Origin of the sequence: Mesorhizobium sp. WSM4306, from assembly GCF_007003975.1 — a bacterium.
Taxonomy (GTDB): Bacteria; Pseudomonadota; Alphaproteobacteria; order Rhizobiales; family Rhizobiaceae; genus Mesorhizobium.
Genome location: NZ_VFTC01000028.1, coordinates 22,328 through 42,264, shown reverse-complemented (window position 1 = coordinate 42,264; position 19,937 = coordinate 22,328). Strand labels below are relative to the sequence as shown.

The window sequence follows — 19,937 nt, the reverse complement described above, 5'->3', positions numbered from 1 at the left end:
ACTGGATTACCTACTCAGCCTTGCCACCACGGGCGCCATGCCGAAAGGCTGGCGAGCGGCCGGAGCTTCGGTGCGAACCGGCTTCTTGCCCGACCAGCCGATGGTCGACAGCCATTCGAGATAGAAGGCGAGCGCGAACTGCATGGCGATGCCGGCCGATATCAGCAAGGCGTCATAGGCAAGGCCGCCCGGATTGATCACCCTCATTACCTGCGCCACCATGGCGATCACTGTGCCGGCAAGGAACACCGGCAGCGACCGCTTGCCGAGCAGAGCGAGCGGATGGTCGCGACTGAGGCGGAACAGGTTCGAGAATGCCGGCAGGGCCACAACCAGATAGCTCACTGCCAGAATGTGCAGCAACCGCGGCAGCGACAGGAAGGTCTTGTCGAAGCCGCCGATCACCACAGGCAGATCGAACCAGGTGATCTGGCCCCAGAGCGGGCTGTGAACCCAGACCAGCGCTGCCGCGACATAGGTCGCCGCTGCGCCCACCAGCCAGCGATTGACGGGAATCGTACCGCCGCGCCGGACATGCAGCATGCCGGCGAGACCAATGTTGAACAGGAACTGCCAGGACAGTGGGTTGAGGAACCAGAAGCCCGGCTCGGGATAGTTCGGCGGCGCGATCTGCCAGATGCCGGCGACAAGCCACAGCGCGCCGGAAAAGACCAGTGCCGGCAGCGGCCTGTAGCTGATGAAGAGCAGGAAGACCGGCGCCATCAACAGCAGCGCCGCATAGACCGGCAGGATGTTGTTGTAGCCAAGCTGGTGGCCGAGCGTGACGATGCCGACCATCACTTCGGGCGTGTTCTTCATCAGCGGTTCGATGTTTATCAGTTTCAGCAGCTCGGGCCGGTGGGCGAAGACCGCCGCCGCGCAGAACATCGCCATCACCACCATGGTGGTGACGATGTGGGCGGTGTAGAGGACGCCGGCGCGGCGCCACATCTTCAACGTCGCCCATAGCCGACCACCGGTCTGGAACTTGCTGCCGTAGGCGAGCGCCACGGACATGCCGGAGATCAGCACGAAGGCTTCCGCCGCGTCCGAGAATCCGAGATTCTTGTAGGTCAGCGTTTCAAAGACGGTGCCCGGCACATGGTCGATATAGATGGTCAAGAGAGCGAGCGCGCGGAACACGTCAATGCGGGTGTCGCGTTCGGCGCGATCCGGCGGGAGTTGCATAGTCATCGACAAAAGGCCTCAAAGCGAGAGCAAGGTGCTCGTGTTGTTCATGCCGGGATGCGACCATCGGCGCACACCGCTTCGATTCCTCCCGCGGGAAGCATATCGGCGCAGAAACGGTCTGAAATGGGCCTGGTTCAATCACATTTCGCGGAGCGTGAAAATATTCCGTTTTGAAGCCGGCAAACGAACAAAACAATCACGAAATCAAAGAGATATGAGCGTGCCTGAATATACCGAAAAGCATGACGTTCTGCACCAGGATCTGGCCTTCCGTTACCGGTTCCTCGAGCCGGTAAATGCAAGCGGCGAGTGCCTGTTTTTGCTGCACGGATCGGGCGTCGACGAAACGACGATGCTGCCGATTGCGACGCAGATCGCCCCCAATGCCACGCTGGTCGCGGTGCGGGGCCGCATCCCGCAGGAGGACGGCTTCCGCTGGTTCGAGCGGATCACCCCGACCCGCTTCGAGCAGGCAAGCATCCGCGCCGAGACATCCGCCTTCGCGGCGTTTGCAAGCGAGGCCGCAAGGCGGCACCGGCTTGATCTCGCCCGGGCGACATTCCTCGGCTATTCCAACGGCGCCAATCTGGTTTCCAGCCTGATGCTGCTCCACCCCGGCCTCGTACGACAAGCAGCGTTGCTGAGAGCGATGCCCGTGCTTGACGATACGCCGTCAACCGACCTCGGGGGGACGCGGGTTCTGATTATTGCCGGCGCCGGCGACGCGACCTACGGGCCGTTTGCGCCAGCACTGGTGACGCTGTTCACCAAACGCGGCGCCGACGTCGATGCCCGGATCGTCGCCTCAGGTCATGACATCGGCGACCCTGACGCCGCGATCGCCAGGCAATGGCTTGCTGCGCCGATTGCTGCATAGCAAATCATCACTACTACCGGGTCGTGCCGGCAATGTGGCCATCCCTCCGAAAGTGGCCCGGATTGAGAGAGCTATCGACGTTCGCGACCGCGCCGCGATCTAGGCTAAGTAAGCCGGGAGCCCACTGGCCGCAGCCCGTGTACAAAGCCCGGTGGACGAGCCTCTTTGGATCTATCTAGTGGAATGTGCTATGATTCTTGTCGTGGGCAAGAAGGCAAAGCAGAAAATCGAACCCCAGGCAGATCGCGAAATGGCGATCGAAGCCGCCTACTTTGCCCGCAAGTTTGGCCTCACCAAAGAGGAAGCGCTCAAAACCCTCAAAGAGGCCGGCGTCGTGGAACTGCTGCCCAGCAGAAATCCGGCAAAAACCCGATAAGGTGGCTGGGGCGACACGGTTTTTGGCGAGAAGATCAAACGAACTTCAGGGCTAGGCTTTTGCGTCAGATCTGTATGGACGCTTCATCGCCCATACTCAGATTTTGGCGCCCGCTCCGCGTCAGCCGCCGAGGCGCGTGACAAAATAGGTGAGTGCCGAAATTGCCCCCGTGGCCGGCAAGGTGACAATCCACGCGATGACGATGTTGCCGGCAATGCCCCAGCGCACGGCTGAGACGCGGCGGGCAGCGCCGACGCCGATGATGGCCCCGGTGATCGTGTGGGTGGTCGATACGGGAACGCCGAGCCAGGTGGCCGCGAACAGAGTGATGGCGCCGCCGGTTTCGGCGCAGAAGCCCTGCATCGGATTCAGCCGGGTGATTTTCGAGCCCATTGTGTGAACGATGCGCCAGCCACCGAGCAACGTCCCCAGCGCCAGCGCCGACTGACAGGTGAGGACGACCCATAGTGGCACGTAGAAATTGGCGCCTAGGATGCCTTGTGAGTAGAGCAGTACGGCGATGATGCCCATGGTTTTCTGGGCGTCGTTGCCGCCGTGCCCGAGCGAATAGAGCGAGGCCGAAAAGAACTGCATGATGCGGAAGCTGCCATCGACGGCGAATGGTGTCTGGCGCACGACCAGCCAGGAAACGGCCAGGATCAGGACCAGCGCCAGAACAAACCCGGTCGCCGGCGACACGACGATTGCGGCGACCGTCTTGCCAAGCCCCGTCCAGACGATGGCGCCAACGCCGGCCTTCGCAATACCCGCGCCGACCAACCCACCGATCAGCGCATGCGAACTGCTCGATGGGATGCCGGCAATCCAGGTGACGATGTTCCAGACAATAGCGCCGACTAGTGCCGAAAAGATCACCGCCGGCGTGACAATGGTGACGTCGACTATGCCTTTTCCCACGGTCTCGGCGACATGGAGGCCGAAGAACATGAAGGCGATGAAATTGAAGAAAGCCGCCCATAGCACCGCATATTGAGGCCTCAGCACGCGGGTGGAGACGATGGTAGCAATGGAGTTGGCGGCATCATGCAGGCCATTGAGAAAATCGAAAAACAGCGCGACGGCTACAAGGCCGGCCAGCACGGGAAAGGCGATGGTGGCTTCCATTGCCTAAACGTTCTCGATGACGATGCCGCTGATCTCGTTGGCGACGTCCTCGAAGCGGTCGACCACTTTCTCCAGCTGGCCATAAATCTCGCTGCCGATCAGGTAGGCCATCGGATCGCTACGGCCATGCCGCTGGAATAGGTCCTTCAATCCTTGCTCATGCAAATCGTCGGCGCGGCTTTCGACGCGCATGACTTCTTCTGCGATGGCGTTGAGGCGCACGGTGTGCGTGCCGACTTTGCTAAGCAGCGGGATCGCCTCGGCAACCAGCCTGGAAGCGGCAACGATGACGCCACCCATTTCCTGCATCAGCGGGTCGAATTCCTTCTTTTCGAACAGCTTCACCGTCTTGACGGTCTTGTGCATCATGTCGATGGCATCATCCATCGACTGAATAAGATCCTTGATGTCGCCGCGATCGAAGGGCGTGATGAAGGAGCGCCGCACCGCCAGCAGGACTTCGGCGGTGATGTGATCGGCCTCGTCCTCGAGATCGATGATTTTCTGGCACCAGCGCTCGATATCCTTGCCTTGGAGAAGCTGCTCCAGCGCCTCGGCGCCACCAACTACGGTACGGGAATGCCGTTCAAACAGATCGAAGAAGCGATCTTCGCGCGGCAGCAGCTTGCGGAACCAGCCCAGCATCTCGATCTCCTGTCGCGCCCGTCCACCCCATCAACTCACATAACGCTGCAGCGAGCCACTGAAAACAGTAAGCCGGCTGAAAGATGTGGATGCGGACGCGCCTACCCCCGCCCCATCCGGTTCCAGGCATCGAGCCCGGCGATCTTGTAGGCTTCGGCCAGCGTTGGGTAGTTGAAGGTGTTGTTGACGAAGAAGTCGACGGTGCCGCCGAGATTGATCACCGCCTGGCCGATATGGATCAGTTCGGTGGCGCCCTCGCCGACGATGTGGGCACCGAGCAGCCGGCGTGTTTCGACCGAAAACAGCAGCTTCAGGAAGCCGGTGTTGACGCCCATGATGTGGCCGCGCGAGGTTTCGCGAAAACGCGCCACGCCGACCTCATAGGCGGCGCCGCTCTCGCGCACCTGTTCCTCCGACTGGCCGACAGTGGAGATTTCCGGCACGGCGTAGATGCCATAGGGGAAGGTTTCCGGCGGCGGCGGCAGCTGCACGCCGAAGGCGTGGCAGGCGGCCACCCTGCCCTGCTCCATTGAAGTCGAGGCAAGGCTCGGAAAGCCGATGACGTCGCCGGTGGCATAAATGTTGGGCACGGCGGTCTGGAACGTCTGCGGATCGACCTTGATGCGGCCCCTGGAGTCGGCATCGATGCCGACCACGTCGAGGCCAAGGCTGCCGAGATTGCCGCTGCGGCCGGCGGCGTAAAGCACGACCTCGGAGCGGATGGTGCGGCCGTCGGCCAGCGTCACTTCGGCATAGTCCGGCTTAGAGACGATTTCCTTGACCGTACTGCCGAGGCGAATGGTCATGCCGCGGTCGCGCATCTGGTGGATGAAGTCGTCGACGATCTCGCGGTCGACGAAATCGAGAATGGTGTTGCGCGGCTCGACCAGCGTCACCGGCACGTCGAGGGCCGAAAAGATGGTGGCATATTCGACGCCGATGACGCCGGCGCCGATCACCGTCAGTGTGCGCGGCAAACGGTCGAGTTCCAGCATCTCGTCGCTGTCGAAGACGCGGACCTTGTCGAAGGGCACGTCGCGCGGCCGGTGCGGCCTGGTGCCGACCGCGATCAGCGCATTGGCGAAGCCGACCTCCGAGTAGTCGCCATTGTCGGCGGTCAGGCTGATCTTGTTGGGGCCGAGGAATTTCGCCGTGGCGCGTGCACTCTTGACCGCATTGCGCATGAACTGGTGCTGCAGCACCTCGACCTCGTGGTCGAGCGTCTTGTGTAGGCGATCGACAAGATCGCCGATCGAAATGTCCTGCTTGACCCGGTAGCCGCGGCCGTAAAAGCCGCGCTCACGCCAGCCGGAGAGGTTGAGCACCGTCTCGCGCAGCGTCTTCGACGGGATGGTGCCGGTGTGCACCGAGACGCCACCGAGGCGCCGGCCCCTGTCGACCACCAGCACCGATTTGCCGAGCTTGGCCGATTGCACCGCAGCGCGGCGGCCGGACGGGCCGCTGCCGATGACCAGCATGTCGTAATCCATATTTCCCCGTCCCCTCGGCGTCTTGTTGCGCCGCAGCAAGCTAAACTGGGAAGAGTGTCATGTTCAACTGCCCAGACCGCAAACTCGTGCGGTTCGGCGCAACTGTGATGAATCTTTCGGCGTAATGGGAGAACTGCTCGAGAGAGCTTAACGGGACGGCAACGCTTGCGTGCAATGGTCACCCTCGAGGGGATCACCGGGTGACTGATTTGGCTATTTCCAAAAGTGAGCCGCTGTCTGGGGTGCAGGCGGGTTTCTGGTCCAGCCTGCGCAGCCGCGAGGTCCTCGTCGATCTGCGCGAGGGACTGTTCCGTTTCATAGCGCTGGCTGTCGCCGCGCTCTTTGTCTATCGGGGCATCCAGCATCTGGTCGTCAATCCAGCTCGTCTCAACCTGTTGCTGCTCATGATCTCCGACTCGTTGACTTTCATCTGGTTGCTGACGGCGCGGCGACCCTTGGTGCGCGACTGGAACCCCTTGACCGTCTTCATCGCTCTGGCAGCCGGTTTCGGGGCAGGCTTCGTCTCGATGGAGGTCGGCGCTCCAATCATCCCGCTCTATATCGCGGCGCCGATCCAGTTCATCGGGCTTTGGGTTGTCATCTGGGGCAAGGTGTCGCTTGGCCGCTCCTTCGCCATCCTGCCCGCCAATCGCGGCGTCGTGACCGGCGGCGCCTACCGGTTCGTGCGGCATCCAATCTATGCCGGCTATTTGGTAGGACACATCCTGTTCCTGCTGTCGAGCTTCTCGATCTATAACTTCACCGTCTATGCCATCATCACGGTTTTCCAGATCCATCGCATCCTGCGGGAGGAAGCTATCCTGGCAAGGACGCAGGAATATCGCGAGTATATGGACAGGGTCCGCTATCGCCTTGTGCCCGGCATCTTCTAGGAACGGCCAGCCGAACGCCGCAGTGTCCGTTTCTTGAATTCGCCGTCGCCCTCACCATTTGAAAGGGCGACGGGTATCCCCATTGGATGCCGTGACGAGGACGTGACATGAACGCGGGCGTACTTGACGGCGAAATCATCACCAGCAGGCTCGACGACGTCAGGGCTTATGACGGTGTGCGCACGCGGCGCATCTTCGCCTTCATCATCGACTATTGCATCGTGGCGCTGCTCACCATTCCGTTCGCGATCCTGGTGGCCGTGCTTGGCCTTTTGACCTTCGGTCTTGGCTGGGCGCTTTATTCCATCCTCGTGCCGGCGGTCGCCATTCTCTACATCTGGAACACGCTGGGCGGTCGCAACCAGGCCACTTCAGGCATGAGGATGATGGGCATTCGGCTCGATCGTCTCGACGGCAGCCGCATCGACGGGCTCACCGCTGTTGTCCATTCGGTGCTGTTTTGGGCCAGCACTGTCATCCTGACGCCGCTCATCCTCCTGGTGACGCTGTTTTCCGATCGCAAGCGCACGCTGCACGACCTGCTGCTTGGCACGGTTGTCAGCCGCAGCGACCGTTGAACCGGCTTTCAGCTCCTCCCGACCACCATCGGCGCACAAATGTGAAGGCGTCCTTTCACACACGCCTTCGGAATCCTGTTGAATTTTTCGCCGGCGAGGCCAAAGGTAGAGCGATTCGCAGGAGTGTTTCCAAGGTTCGATGACGCAGCATCCGACCCAGTCGCCGCAGTTCTTCCTGACCGCGCCATCGCCGTGCCCGTATCTTGAGGGCCAGTTCGAGCGCAAGGTGTTTACGCATCTGGTCGGCGACAAGGCGCCGGAGATGAACGACCTGCTGACGCAAGGCGGCTTCCGGCGCTCGCAGAATATCGCCTACCGGCCGGCCTGCGAGACCTGCCGCGCCTGCGTCTCGGTGCGCATCCTGGCGCAGGAGTTCACCGCCAGCCGCAACATGAAGCGGGTGATCCAGCGCAATTCCGATCTCATCGGCGCCATGCATGACGCGCAGCCGTCAACCGAGCAGTATTCGCTGTTCCGCGGCTATCTCGACGCTCGCCACCGTCGCGGCGGCATGTCCGACATGACGGTGCTCGACTACGCCATGATGGTCGAGGACACCCATGTCGACACCAAGGTCATCGAATACCGCAAGCGCGGCCCCGACACTTTCATCACCGGCAAGGGCCAGGGCGAGCTGATCGCCGTGGCGCTGACCGACAAGATGGCCGACGGCCTGTCGATGGTCTATTCCTACTTCAATCCCGAGTTCGAGGACCGTTCGCTCGGCACCTTCATGATCCTCGACCATATCGCCCGCGCCAGGGCCATGGGCCTGCCCCATGTCTATCTCGGCTACTGGGTCAACGGCTCGCGCAAGATGAACTATAAGATGCGCTTCATGCCGCAGGAGCATCTCGGCCCGAAGGGCTGGGAACGCTACGACCACGAAGCGGTCACGCGCTGATCTTTCTTCTTTCCCAAATCCGGGCCTGAACATTTTCAACGGGGACGATGCCGGTCTTTCTGCTGTTGGCGGAGAGTGCGCGATTGCGCCGACCGGTCATCCTGCCTCTCGTCCATTGCGAAAGTCATTGCATGTCATCTCACAACGCTCACACCAAAGGACTTCTGCTCACCGCGCTTGGCGGGCTGATGCTGACCGTCGACATCCCGCTGATCCGGCTCGCTCATGGCGATGCGTGGACGATCCTTTTGCTGCGCACCGGCTGCACCTTCGTGGCGGCGCTGATCGTATGGGCCGTCTGGCGCTCGTTCAGCAAGAATGCGCCGCAGCTCATACCCGGCTGGTCGGGGCTGATTGTCGCCGTGATCTACGGGCTCGGCGCGGTCGCCTTCATCACCGGCGTCTACAACACCTCGACCGCCAATCTGGTTTTCATCCTGGCCTTCTCCACCATGTTTTCGGCGCTGCTGTCATGGCTCTTTTTGAACGAACGGCCGCGGCCGCTGACGCTTGCGGCAATGGCGTTGATGATCGTCGGCATCGCCATCATCGTCGGCGATTCCATCGGCACCGGACACCTGTTCGGCGACGTGATGGCGTTGTGTTCGGCCTTCGCAATTGCCTGCGCCATCACCATCTCGCGCGCCAGCGGCAAGGATATGGGTTTCACCGCTTTGACCGGTGTCCTCCTGCCTTTTGGGTTGGCGGTCTTCATGGTCTCCAGGACCGGTTTTCAAGTGGAGGCGCCATGGTGGATCATCCTCAACGGCGCCGTCGTCATGCCGTTCGCCTTCTTCTGCCTCGCTAACGGGCCGAAATACATTTCAGGTCCGGAAGTGGCGATGTTCTATCTCCTGGAAACCGTGCTGGCGCCGGTCTGGGTGTGGATGATCTTTGCCGAGACGCCGTCGCGCAACAGCCTGATCGGCGGCGCCATCCTCATCGTCACGCTGGTCGCGCATTCCCTGTGGCAGTTGCATGAGGGGCGCAAGCGTCGGGCAGCGCTCGCGGTTGCCTACCCGGTCTGACTTTTCTTCGCCGGGCCGGCGACAATCTCGATCTGCGGCGGTCCGCCTTCGAGCCCTGCCACTGCCTCGGGAACGGCATCCTCGGCCAGTTCCACCTCGCGCAGCCATTCGCGCCAGATCGCCACAAGCAGCGCCATCAGCACGGGGCCGATGAACAGGCCGAGAAAGCCCATGGTCTTGACGCCGCCGATCAGTCCGAAAAAGGTCGGCAGGAATGGCAATTTGATCGGCCCGCCGACCAGTTTCGGGCGCAAGGTCTTGTCGACGATGAACAGCTCCACCGCGCCCCAGATGAACAGCGCCAGTCCCGCCATCGGCGAGCCGCTGGCGGCGAGGTAGATCGACACCAGGGTAAAGGACAGCGGTGCGCCGCCGGGGATCAGCGCCATCACGCCGGTGAGTGCGCCGAGCGTCACTGGCGACGGCACGCCGGCCAGCCAGTAGGCGACGCCCAGAACCAGCCCCTCGCCGATGGCGATCACGGTCATGCCGGTGACGGTGGACGAGATGGTTGCCGGCACGACGCGCGAAATCCGCTCCCAGCGCGTCGGCAGGATGCGTTCGCCGAGACGGTCGATCTGGGCCGCGAACTGCTCGCCGTCGCGGTAGGCGAAGAACAGGGCAATCATCATGAACAGCAACGTCAGCAACAGGCCGAAGGCGCTGCCGCCTGCCGCCAGCACGCCGCGATAGATGCTGCCTATATTGGCGCCGCTGACCAGCTGGATCAGTTCGCCAATGCCGCCGGGATGGCCGAAATTGTCGACCCACTGTTCGTTCAGCCACTCGCCGATCACTGGCAGCGTCGTGATCCAATGCGGCGTGACCGCGCCATGGCGGTTGGTCTCGATCGCCCAGCCGACCCATTCGCGGACCTCGTTGATGGCATAGGTGCCGGCGAGCGCGATCGGCACCACCAGGAAGGTCAGGATGAACAGGATGGCAAAGGTCGCGGCAATCGTGCGGTTGCCGCCGACGCCGGCAAGCAGCCGGCGATAGAGCGGCCAGCTGGCGAAGGCGATGACAAGCGCTGCCAGCACCGGAAACAGGAAGCCGTGGAAGAAATAGACGCCGGCGGCGACGATCAGCACCAAGAGCCAGCGCGCCGCCGACAGCGGCGGAATGACGGCGGCCCTCAACGGCGTCGACAGGCCGAACAGACGCTGCTGACGCTCCGGCTTCTGGATCTTCGCTTCCTTCAAACGCCCATCTCTCCCCGGCATACCAAGCGTTTATGCACTGTTATAGTGCCGCAATCGTGACGATAGTCCAAATGGGTTGGTGAAGCTGCCAATCTCCCCCCTCGTGGGGGAGATGTCCGGCAGGACAGAGGGGGGCGTGAAGGATCGCCAACCTGGCGCGCGCTAAAGACCCAAGAATGGGAAGGTGTGGGCAGCCATGACTATTTGATACGCTGGCGGGACAGTGCCCCCTCTGTCCTGCCGGACATCTCCCCCACAAGGGGGGAGATCAGCAGCTTCAGCCAAACTTCCCCGTCCGCGGGAATCCCTTCGGCACCATCCGTCCGGCCGAGGCCCTGGCGCCGATCCACTCGGCCAATTCCTCGCGCGACCTGACAAATGTGCGGTCGGCCGAATCCTGCCATGACAAGCCGCTCGCCAGCGTGAAGGGTTTGAGGTCGAGCAGACCGCCATCCTTGTATTTCTGCAGGCGAACGCCCTTGCCGCGGCCCATTTCGGGGATTTCGGACAGTGCGAAGACCAGCATCTTGCGGTTCTCGCCGACAATGGCGAGGTGATCGCCTGAAAGCGGGACACAGGCCTTGGCCTCGTCGGGCGCCTTGACGTTCATCACCTGCTTACCCTTGCGGGTGTTGGCGACGACCTCTTCCTCCGGCACGATGAAGCCGTTGGCATCATAGGAGACGAGCAGCAGCTTGCGCTTGGGGTCGTGGACGAAGGCGGTGACGATGTCCTGGTCGTTGTCCATGTCGACGATGATGCGGATCGGTTCGCCATGGCCGCGGCCGCCCGGCAGCCGGTCGGCGCCGATGGTGTAGAATTTGCCGCCGGTGGTGAAGACCAGGATCTTGTCGGTGGTCTGGGCATGGAAGGCGAGCTTGAGGCTGTCGCCTTCCTTGAAGGTCAAGGTCGAATGATCGGCCAGATGGCCTTTCATGGCCCGCAGCCAGCCCTTTTCCGAGACCACCACGGTGACCGGCTCGCGCTCGATCATGGCGTGCGCAATGTCAGTCAGATCGTGTTCCGGCGCGTCGGCGAACTGGGTGCGGCGCTTGCCGAGTTCGGTCTCGGGGCCGAACTTGTCGCGGATGCTGGCGACTTCCCACTTGATCGTCGACCATTGCTTGGCATTCGACGCCAGCAGCGCCTCGATCTGCTTCTTCTCGGTGGTGAGGCCATCGAACTCCTTGCGGATCTCGAACTCTTCCAGCTTGCGCAAGGCGCGCAGCCGCATGTTGAGGATGGCTTCAGCCTGGGTGTCGGTGATCGACCAGCGGGCCATCATCACCTGCTTGGGCTCGTCCTCCTCGCGGATGATCTTAATCACCTCGTCGATGTTGAGATAGGCGATCAGGTAGCCGGCGAGGATCTCGAGGCGCCTTTCGATCTCGCCCAGGCGATGCTTCGAGCGGCGGATCAGCACATCGCGCCGATGCTCCAGCCACTCCTGCAGCACGCCTTTGAGCGACAGCACGTTGGGCACCTTGCCGCGCGACAGCACGTTCATGTTGAGCGGAAAGCGGCTTTCGAGCTCGGTCAGTTTGAACAGCGATTCCATCAGGATGCCGGGATCGACCGAACGGCTCTTCGGCACCAGCACGACGCGAATGTCCTCGGCGCTTTCGTCCCTGATATCTTCGAGCAACGGCAATTTGCGCGCGATCAACAGCTCGGCGATCTTCTCGATCAACCGCGCCTTCTGCACGCCATAAGGGATTTCGGTGACGACGATGCTCCAGGTGCCCCTGCCCTGGTCTTCCTGGCTCCATTTGGCGCGGACGCGGAAACCGCCGCGGCCGCTCTCATAGGCTTCGAGGATCGAGGCGCGGCTGTCGACGATGATGCCGCCGGTCGGGAAATCCGGACCCTGGACGAAATCCATGAGCTTCGCCACCGGCGCGCTCGGATCCTCGATCAGGTGAAGCGCCGCATCGCAAAGCTCGGCGGCATTGTGCGGCGGGATCGAGGTCGCCATGCCGACCGCAATGCCGGACGAACCGTTGGCGAGCAGGTTCGGGAAGGCGCCAGGCAGCACTACCGGCTCCTCGTCCTCCTCATTGTAGGTCGGCCGATAGTCGACCGCGTCCTCGGTGATGCCGGAAAGCAGTTCCGTCGCCACGTCGGTCATGCGCGCCTCGGTGTAGCGCATGGCGGCGGCGTTATCGCCGTCGATATTGCCGAAATTGCCCTGCCCGTCGACCAGCGGATAGCGCATGGAAAAGTCCTGCGCCAGGCGCACCAGCGCGTCGTAGATCGACTGGTCGCCATGCGGATGGAACTTGCCCATCACCTCGCCGACGATGCGGGCGCATTTGGCAAAGCCCTGGTCGGGGTTGAGCCTCAGCAGCCGCATGGCGTGCATGATGCGGCGGTGCACGGGCTTCAGCCCGTCGCGTACGTCCGGCAGCGCGCGGTGCATGATGGTCGACAGCGCATAGGCGAGATAGCGCTCTTCCAGCGCCTTCTTCAGATCAACCGGTTCGATGTGGTCACCGCCGCCATCGTCAGGCGGCAAAAGCCTTTTTCCCATGCGGGTGGACTAGCCGAGCGGGTGATTCGCGGCAAGGCGGAGGCGCGGAAATCCGCAATTTGCGGCCTCCGGGCTGTGAAAGGCGGCTCAGTATCCGACGACGGATGTGACGGACTTCATGTTCCAGCTTGCCGTCCCTGTGCAACAGCACCGGTAGCAGTGCTGTTGCCAACCAACATCAATCTGTTACACGCCCTCTCTAAGGCAGGAGACGGTACTCAGGGGAGCCCGACCTTCATGACATATTCACCGCATCGAACGAAGGCTCCCGCTCCGGTTTGCCTTTCACCGTGATTTTCGACAAATCTGCGGGAAAGCGCCTTTTTCCCGTCCAGTTCGTCACGGAATGGTGATGGCGCAGAACTCAAGAAAACACTTTTCAGGACTCTCTCAGGGAACTCGCGATGACAATCCAACGCTCGATACTCAAGAAACTCGCTTTTTCGACCTTCTTGCTGACTCTGCCGCTCAATGCCGCCTTTGCGCAGGACGCGGCGGTTGCCGACCGGCTGAAGGCCGCACTTGCCGTCCAGGGCGTCGATATCACCTGGACCGGGGTTACCGGCGACAATTCCAGCATGGTGCTGCAGGGCGTGTCGGTCAAACCGGCGGCCGAAAAGGAAGCGCTGCCGATCGGCGACGTCAAGCTTGAAGGCGTGACCGAGGCCAATGGCGGTTTTGATGTCGCGACCATCACGACTTCGGCCTTCGAGCGCAGCAAGGACGGTGTAACGCTTAACCTCACTCCCTTCGTCATTCATGACGCCAACATCCCGGCCGAAGGCGCTACAGGCCCGCTCGGCTCGATGATGATGTACAAGTCCGCCGAACTCGAAAACCTGACAGTCAAGGTCGCCGACAAAACCGCCTTCTCGGTGGATGGCGTTGCTGTCCAGATCACGCCTCCGGCCGACGGCAAGGCGATGGAATTTTCCGCCACCACGGAAAAGTTCAACGCCGACCTGACCCTGGTCGACGATGCGAAATCCAAGGAAGCCATCGAGGCCCTCGGCTACCAGAACATCTCGGGCAACATCGAAATCGGCGGCACCTGGCAGCCGAGCGACGGCAAGATGGACCTGTCGAAATACGACATCTCGGTCGAGAATGCCGGCACGCTCGGCATGACCTTCGGCCTCGGCGGCTACACGGTCGACTTCGTCAAGTCGATGCAGGAGATGCAGAAGAAGCTGGCGGCGCAACCCGAAGGGGCCGACAATTCGGCGCAAGGCATGGCCATGCTCGGCCTGTTGCAGCAGCTTTCCTTCAACAGCGCCTCGGTCCGCTTCGACGACGATTCCCTGACCGGCAAGGTGCTTGAGTATGTCGGCAAACAGCAGGGCATTTCGGGCAAGGATATCGCCAACCAGGCCAAGGCGATCGTGCCGTTCGGCATGGCACAGCTCAACAATCCGGAATTGACCGCCGAAGTGACGACCGCTGTGAGCAAATACCTCGACGACCCGAAGAGCCTGGAGATTTCGGCCGAGCCGCCGGCAGCGGTGCCGTTCGCGCTGATCATGGCGGGTGCGATGTCCAACCCGCTCGACCTGCCGAAGACGCTCGGCGTCCACGTGAAGGCCAACGAAGACTGATCGAGCGAAACGCTCAAAGGCGAAAAGCCCGGCAGCGATGCCGGGCTTTTCTGTTGGATTGCCTATCTGAAAGAGTTGGTTCCCGCGGTTTGTTAAAGAATCGCAGGAACTTCGCGATCAGGCGTCTTTCTTCACCGCCGCGACGCGCAGAGAGAGCTCGCGCAGCTGCTGGGGACTGGCTTGCGAAGGCGCATTCATCAACAGGTCGTGGGCCTGCTGGTTCATCGGGAACATGGTGATCTCGCGCAGGTTCTTGGCGCCGACCAGAAGCATGACGACACGGTCGACACCGGCCGCCATGCCGCCATGCGGCGGCGCGCCATACTGGAAGGCTCGGTAGAGGCCGCCGAAGCGCTCCTCGACCGTGGAGCGATCCAGCCCGACCGTCTCGAACGCCTTGACCATGGTCTCGGGCAGATGGTTGCGGATGCCGCCTGAGGCGATCTCGAAGCCGTTGCAGACCATGTCGTACTGGAAGGCCTTGATGCCGAGCAGGTCCTCGCCACCGAGCGCCTCGATACCACCCTGGGGCATCGAGAACGGGTTGTGGGCGAAGTCGATCTTCTTCTCCTCCTCGTTCCATTCGAAGAACGGGAAGTCGACGATCCAGCACAGTTCGAAGCGCTCGCGGTCGACGAGGTTCAGCTCCTCACCGGCGCGCGTGCGTGCTGCACCCGCGAAGGTGACGAACTTCTTCGGATCGCCGGCAACGAAGAAGGCGGCGTCGCCATCGGCAAGGCCAAGCTGCTGGCGGATCGCCTCGGTGCGCTCCTCGCCAATGTTCTTGGCCAGCGGACCGGCGCCTTCCAGCTTGTCGCCTTCCTTGCGCCAGAAGATGTAACCCAGCCCCGGCTGGCCCTCGCCTTGCGCCCAGGAGTTCATACGGTCGCAGAAGGCTCGGCTGCCGCCGGTCTTTGCCGGAATACCCCACACTTCGGCCTTGGGATCGTTGGCCAGGATGTTGGCGAACACCTTGAAGCCGGAATCGCGGAAATGATCGGAGACGGCCTGCATCTCAATCGGGTTGCGCAGGTCCGGCTTGTCGGAACCGTATTTGCGCATCGCGACATCATAGGGAATGCGCTGGAATTTCTGCGTCACAGGCTTGCCGTTGGCGAAGGTCTCAAAGACGCCGCGCATCACCGGTTCCATGGTCGACAGCACGTCGTCCTGCTCGACGAAGCTCATTTCGAGGTCGAGCTGGTAGAATTCGCCGGGCAGGCGGTCGGCGCGCGGGTCTTCGTCGCGGAAGCAAGGCGCGATCTGGAAATAGCGGTCGAAGCCGGAGACCATGATCAGCTGCTTGTACTGCTGCGGCGCCTGCGGCAGCGCGTAGAAAGTGCCGGGATGGATGCGCGACGGCACCAGGAAGTCGCGTGCCCCTTCCGGCGAAGAGGCCGTCAGGATCGGCGTCGCGAATTCGGTGAAGCCGACATCGGTCATGCGCTTGCGCATCTCGGCGATGATCTTGGTGCGCGCCACGATGTTCCTGTGCAGCGTCTCGCGGCGCAGGTCGAGGAAGCGGTATTTCAGGCGGATATCCTCGGGATAGTCGGGCTCGCCGAACACCGGCAGCGGCAATTCCTTGGCCGCCGACAGCACTTCGATCTCGCGGGCAAAAATCTCGATCTCGCCGGTCGGCAGGTTGGCATTGGTGGTGTCCGGCAGGCGCGCCTTGACCTCGCCGTCGACGCGGATCACCCATTCGCCACGCACCGTCTCGGCGACCTTGAAGGCGGGCGAATCCGGATCGGCGACAATCTGGGTCAGGCCGTAATGGTCACGCAGATCGATAAACAGCAGGCCGCCATGGTCGCGCACGCGATGCACCCAGCCCGACAGGCGAACGGGAGAGCCGACGTCGCTCTTTCTCAACTGGGCACAGGTGTGGCTGCGGTAACGATGCATTGTCATGTCAAAAGTCCGGGGTGCTGGGTTGTGGCCCGAGCGTCAAAGCCCGGTCCAAAATTTGCGCGAAAAGCGCATGGGAGGTCGGATTTGTCAAGGCAAGCGGGGTGATCGGGCGCAGGCCGGTTGTTCAGGCCAAATGGATCTCAGCGCCCTGACGCTCGAAGTCGCCGAGAATCGCGGCCGGCGCTGTCTTTTCGACCACAAGGTGGCGGATCGCCTCGGGCCGGGCGATCCGGTAGGGTGCGGCGGTGGCCAGCTTGTCATTGGTGACAGCGATGACGATGCCTGCGCTGTTCTTGGCCATGGCCCGCTTCACCTCGGCCTCCGCCGAATCGAAGGCCGTCACGCCGCGCGAGGCATCAAGACCGCAGGATCCCAGAACAAACAGGTCCGCGCCAAGCTGCGCGACGGCGGCGAGCGTGTCGGCGCCGACGCAGGCGCCGAGATGGCGGTCGAACCGGCCGCCCAGCACAATCAGCTCGATCAAAGCGTGCTCTGACAGCGCCGTGGCAACTTCGAGCGAATTGGTGGCGACGGTCAGATCGAGGTCGCGCGGGATAGCCCGGGCGATCGCGGCATTTGTCGAGCCACTGTCGATGAATAGGGTCTGTCCGCGCGACAGCAATGACACGGTCGCGCGGGCAAGCCGCGTCTTCTCTTCAACCGCATGGCCGGCGCGCAGGCCGACAGGCGTGGCGGCGAACGGTGCGGCTGCGACCGCGCCGCCATAAACGCGGCGGCATTGCCCGGCCTTGGCGAGCTCCCTGAGGTCGCGGCGGACCGTGTCTTCCGAAACGCCGAAGCGGCTTGCCAGCTCGCCGGCCAGCACCCTTCCCTCGACGGCCAGGCGATCGCGGATGATTTGATGCCGCTCATCGGTCAGCATTGCATGATCCTGTTTCTTTGTGCACATTCTTGCATGATTTGCATGTTTATGCAAGATGTGGGGCACATCCAGGCGACGGAAACCCGCTCTCCTCTTGAAAGCCTCCCCTGTCTTGAAAGCGCCGCAATGACCTTCGGCCTCAGCCTCGCTCCGCAACACCGGGTCTATGCCGGGTTTGCGATCTACTCGTTCGGCATGGGCAACATCTTTCCGCGCCTGCCCGACATCAAGCATGCCATGGGCATCGAGGACGGCACGCTCGGGCTCAGCCTGATCGGGACGCCGATCGGCACCTTGACCGCACTGACGCTCGCAGCGCCGATCCTGGAGCGCGTCGGCTTCCGCCGCGCCTTGCTCGGGCTGGTTCCGCTTTTGTCGGTTGCCTATGCCATTGCCGTGCATGCGCCTGGACCGCTCGCGCTGTTCCTGATGCTCATTCCGGTCGGCCTGATGATCGGCAGCGTCGAGATCATCCTCAATGTCGAGGCCGACAGGACCGAATTCCTGCTCAAGCGCCGGATCATGAACCGGGCGCATTCATTCTGGAGCATAGGCTTTTTCGGCGCCGGCCTGTTCGGCGCCGCACTTGCCCATCTCGGCATATCGCCGCACCTGCACCTGGCCATCGTCGTGCCGATGGTGGCGATAGGAATAGCGCTGTTTCTCGGCGGTTACGAACCGGCGCCGAGCCGCTTCGCCGGCAATGACGAGACGGCGCCAAGGCTGGCGCGGCCGACGCTGCCGATCCTCGTGCTCGTCGCGGTGACGCTGTCGGCGATGCTGATGGAAGGCGCCAGCATCGACTGGTCGGCGATCTACATGCGCACCGTGTTCGATGCCGGCCCGTTCGTCGCCGGCTTCACGGTGGCGCTGTTTGCATTCTCGCAAGCGAGCACGCGCTTCTTTGCCGACAGCTTTGTCGACCGCCACTCGCCGAGCGGCGTGGCGCGGGTGCTGCTGGCAACGATGGCGGTGGGCGTGCTGCTCGTCTTCTTCTCGCCTGCCCCACTCGTATCGATGCTGGGCTTTGCCTTGCTGGGCATCGGCAGCAGTGCGATCTTTCCGCTGGCGATCTCGGCGGCCGCCCAGCGGACGGACCGCTCGGCGGCAATCAATGTCGCGGCGCTGTCGCAGATCTCCTTCGTCGCTTTCCTGCTCGGCCCGCCGCTGCTCGGCTTCGTCTCCGACCATTGGGGTATCCGTTCGGCCTTCGGCATCGGCATCCCGTTTATAATCCTCAGCCTGCTGACCGCCGGCTCGCTTGGCCGAAGGGCGGTCAACCCTGTCGCGCCGGCAGCGGGCGAAGCGTTGGCGAGGGCTTACGAAGCTTGAACGGCGATCTTGTAGGGCACGCGCCTGTTGGCTAGCAGAATTGCCACTGGCATTGGCTGATATGATGGTTCAAGAAGGAAGCCGACCAAGCGATTTCCTTCATGTCCTCCATCCGCCCTTTGATCCCGCTCCTCATCGCCGCCGGCATCCTGCTTGGCGGCAACGGGCTGCAGGGCACGCTGATCGCGCTGCGCGGCGCGCAGGAAGGATTCTCGGCCTCCGACATCGGCCTGATGGGCACATTCTATTTCGCCGGCTTTCTGCTCGGCTGCCTCGCCGTCACCCGCATCCTGAAGGCGGTCGGACATGTCAGGACGTTTTCGGCGCTCGCAGCCACCGCGTCGGCGGGGACACTGCTTCTGGTGCTGGTCATCGATCCGGTGATGTGGTGCGCGATCCGCTTTGCCGGCGGCTTCTGCTTTGCCGGCCTGTTCACCGTCATGGAAGCCTGGCTGAATTCCGGCGTCGAAAACAAGGACCGCGCGCGTGTACTCGCCATCTACCGCATGGTCGATATCGGCTCGGTGACCGGCGCGCAGTTCCTGATCCCGATCTTCGGCCCCGGCGGCTTTGCCATTTTCGCCATCATGTCGATGATGATCACGCTGTCGCTGGTGCCGGTGTCGCTTGGCGACCGTTCCAACCCGACGCCGCCGGAAGACGTCAAGCTGGATCTGGCGCGCGTCTGGCGGATCTCGCCGCTCGGCTGCTTCGGCTGCATCTGCGTCGGCGTCACCAACAGCGCCTTCCGCACGCTGTCGCCGGTCTATGCCGAGCAGATCGGCATGTCGGTGGCCGACGTCGTCACCTTCGTCAGCGTCGGCATTTTCGGCGGCGCCCTCATCCAGTATCCGGTGGGCTATCTCTCCGACCGCTGGGACCGGCGCGCGGTGCTTTTGGCAACGACATGCGGCGCCTTGCTTGCAGCGCTGGCGCTGGCCTTCATCGCCGGCGCCAATCCGACGCTCAACCTGATCATCGTCTTCATCTTCGGCAGCTTCGCCATGCCGCTCTATTCGCTGTCGGCTGCGCATTCCAACGACCGCGCCGACAAGGGCGAGTTCGTGCTGATCAATGCTGCTTTGATGCTGTTCTATTCCTTTGGCGCCATCAGCGGCCCCTTCGCGGCGTCGACGGTGATGCAATATTTCGGACCGGGCGCCCTGTTTGTCTTCAGCGCTGTGGTCTACGCCATCCTCATCGCCGTCATCCTCTACCGCATGCAGGTGCGTGGCGGCGTGCCGGCGGGCAAGCGCAGCCGCTTCACGGCGCTGCTGCGCACATCGACTGTCTTCGCGCGGCTGGCGCGCAGGAATGGCGATTCCGACGGATCGACGCATACTTGACCGAAGGGCGGCTTGACGAAAGCGCCCA

The 19,937-nt window shown here is 62.6% G+C and carries 17 protein-coding genes; 9 read left to right on the top strand and 8 right to left on the bottom strand.

The genetic code is table 11. The annotated features are described in order from the left end of the window. Window positions 1-6: 6 nt before the first annotated feature. Entirely contained in the window at window positions 7-1,194 is a 1,188-nt protein-coding gene (locus tag FJV77_RS26080) for an OpgC family protein (RefSeq protein WP_142869462.1), read from the bottom strand. 217 nt (window positions 1,195-1,411) lie between these two features. On the opposite strand from FJV77_RS26080, the gene FJV77_RS26075 reads away from it, so the two are divergent. Further along, entirely contained in the window at window positions 1,412-2,068 is a 657-nt protein-coding gene (locus FJV77_RS26075; RefSeq protein ID WP_246691389.1) for an alpha/beta hydrolase, read from the top strand. Between the two features lie 190 nt (window positions 2,069-2,258). Next, complete coding sequence (locus FJV77_RS26070; protein WP_142869460.1) at window positions 2,259-2,444, top strand: hypothetical protein; 186 nt, start codon at window positions 2,259-2,261, stop codon at window positions 2,442-2,444. A gap of 120 nt (window positions 2,445-2,564) precedes the next feature. On the opposite strand, the gene FJV77_RS26065 is transcribed toward FJV77_RS26070, so the two are convergent. The 3 genes from FJV77_RS26065 to sthA all read right to left on the bottom strand — a co-directional run bounded on the left by FJV77_RS26065 (window position 2,565) and on the right by sthA (window position 5,704). Next, window positions 2,565-3,569 carry an inorganic phosphate transporter gene (locus tag FJV77_RS26065; protein WP_142869459.1) on the bottom strand — a complete coding sequence of 335 codons (1,005 nt, stop codon included), beginning with the start codon at window positions 3,567-3,569 and terminating at the stop codon, window positions 2,565-2,567. Between the two features lie 3 nt (window positions 3,570-3,572). Next, entirely contained in the window at window positions 3,573-4,214 is a 642-nt protein-coding gene (locus tag FJV77_RS26060; RefSeq protein WP_142869458.1) for a DUF47 domain-containing protein, read from the bottom strand. A 101-nt stretch (window positions 4,215-4,315) separates the two neighbouring features. After that, window positions 4,316-5,704: a Si-specific NAD(P)(+) transhydrogenase gene (sthA, locus tag FJV77_RS26055; RefSeq protein WP_142869457.1), complete on the bottom strand. Its 1,389-nt coding sequence runs from the start codon at window positions 5,702-5,704 to the stop codon at window positions 4,316-4,318. A gap of 200 nt (window positions 5,705-5,904) precedes the next feature. On the opposite strand from sthA, the gene FJV77_RS26050 reads away from it, so the two are divergent. The 4 genes from FJV77_RS26050 (at window position 5,905) to FJV77_RS26035 (ending at window position 9,107) form a co-directional block, all read left to right on the top strand. Continuing rightward, the gene (locus FJV77_RS26050) at window positions 5,905-6,597 is read left to right on the top strand and encodes an isoprenylcysteine carboxylmethyltransferase family protein (RefSeq protein ID WP_142869456.1); all 693 of its coding nucleotides are present in this window, start codon (window positions 5,905-5,907) and stop codon (window positions 6,595-6,597) included. A 107-nt stretch (window positions 6,598-6,704) separates the two neighbouring features. Then, window positions 6,705-7,175: an RDD family protein gene (locus FJV77_RS26045; RefSeq protein WP_142869455.1), complete on the top strand. Its 471-nt coding sequence runs from the start codon at window positions 6,705-6,707 to the stop codon at window positions 7,173-7,175. A 139-nt stretch (window positions 7,176-7,314) separates the two neighbouring features. Next, complete coding sequence (locus FJV77_RS26040) at window positions 7,315-8,079, top strand: arginyltransferase (protein ID WP_142869454.1); 765 nt, start codon at window positions 7,315-7,317, stop codon at window positions 8,077-8,079. Between the two features lie 131 nt (window positions 8,080-8,210). Beyond that, complete coding sequence (locus tag FJV77_RS26035) at window positions 8,211-9,107, top strand: DMT family transporter (RefSeq protein WP_142869453.1); 897 nt, start codon at window positions 8,211-8,213, stop codon at window positions 9,105-9,107. On the opposite strand, the gene FJV77_RS26030 is transcribed toward FJV77_RS26035, so the two are convergent. Both FJV77_RS26030 and parC read right to left on the bottom strand, forming a co-directional pair. Further along, window positions 9,095-10,309: an AI-2E family transporter gene (locus tag FJV77_RS26030; RefSeq protein ID WP_142869452.1), complete on the bottom strand. Its 1,215-nt coding sequence runs from the start codon at window positions 10,307-10,309 to the stop codon at window positions 9,095-9,097. The two genes, FJV77_RS26035 and FJV77_RS26030, sit on opposite strands and share 13 nt — an antisense overlap. A 277-nt stretch (window positions 10,310-10,586) precedes the next feature. After that, entirely contained in the window at window positions 10,587-12,839 is a 2,253-nt protein-coding gene (parC, locus tag FJV77_RS26025; RefSeq protein WP_142869451.1) for a DNA topoisomerase IV subunit A, read from the bottom strand. Between the two features lie 404 nt (window positions 12,840-13,243). Between parC and FJV77_RS26020 the strand changes: the two genes are divergently transcribed. Continuing rightward, on the top strand, window positions 13,244-14,434 hold the full coding sequence (locus FJV77_RS26020; protein WP_142869450.1) for a hypothetical protein: 1,191 nt from the start codon (window positions 13,244-13,246) through the stop codon (window positions 14,432-14,434). A gap of 117 nt (window positions 14,435-14,551) precedes the next feature. Here the strand turns inward: FJV77_RS26020 and aspS are convergent, their stop codons facing one another. Further along, window positions 14,552-16,342 (bottom strand): aspartate--tRNA ligase, encoded by a 1,791-nt coding sequence (aspS, locus tag FJV77_RS26015; RefSeq protein ID WP_185970437.1) that lies wholly within the window; start codon window positions 16,340-16,342, stop codon window positions 14,552-14,554. Window positions 16,343-16,472: 130 nt separating this feature from the next. After that, window positions 16,473-17,231, bottom strand: coding sequence for a DeoR/GlpR family DNA-binding transcription regulator (locus tag FJV77_RS26010; protein ID WP_142869448.1), 759 nt, complete (start codon window positions 17,229-17,231; stop codon window positions 16,473-16,475). Between the two features lie 126 nt (window positions 17,232-17,357). Between FJV77_RS26010 and FJV77_RS26005 the strand changes: the two genes are divergently transcribed. Together FJV77_RS26005 and FJV77_RS26000 are read left to right on the top strand one after the other, a co-directional pair. Further along, window positions 17,358-18,563 carry an MFS transporter gene (locus FJV77_RS26005; RefSeq protein WP_142869447.1) on the top strand — a complete coding sequence of 402 codons (1,206 nt, stop codon included), beginning with the start codon at window positions 17,358-17,360 and terminating at the stop codon, window positions 18,561-18,563. A gap of 101 nt (window positions 18,564-18,664) precedes the next feature. Then, entirely contained in the window at window positions 18,665-19,909 is a 1,245-nt protein-coding gene (locus FJV77_RS26000; protein WP_142869446.1) for an MFS transporter, read from the top strand. The last annotated feature ends 28 nt before the right edge of the window (window positions 19,910-19,937 follow it).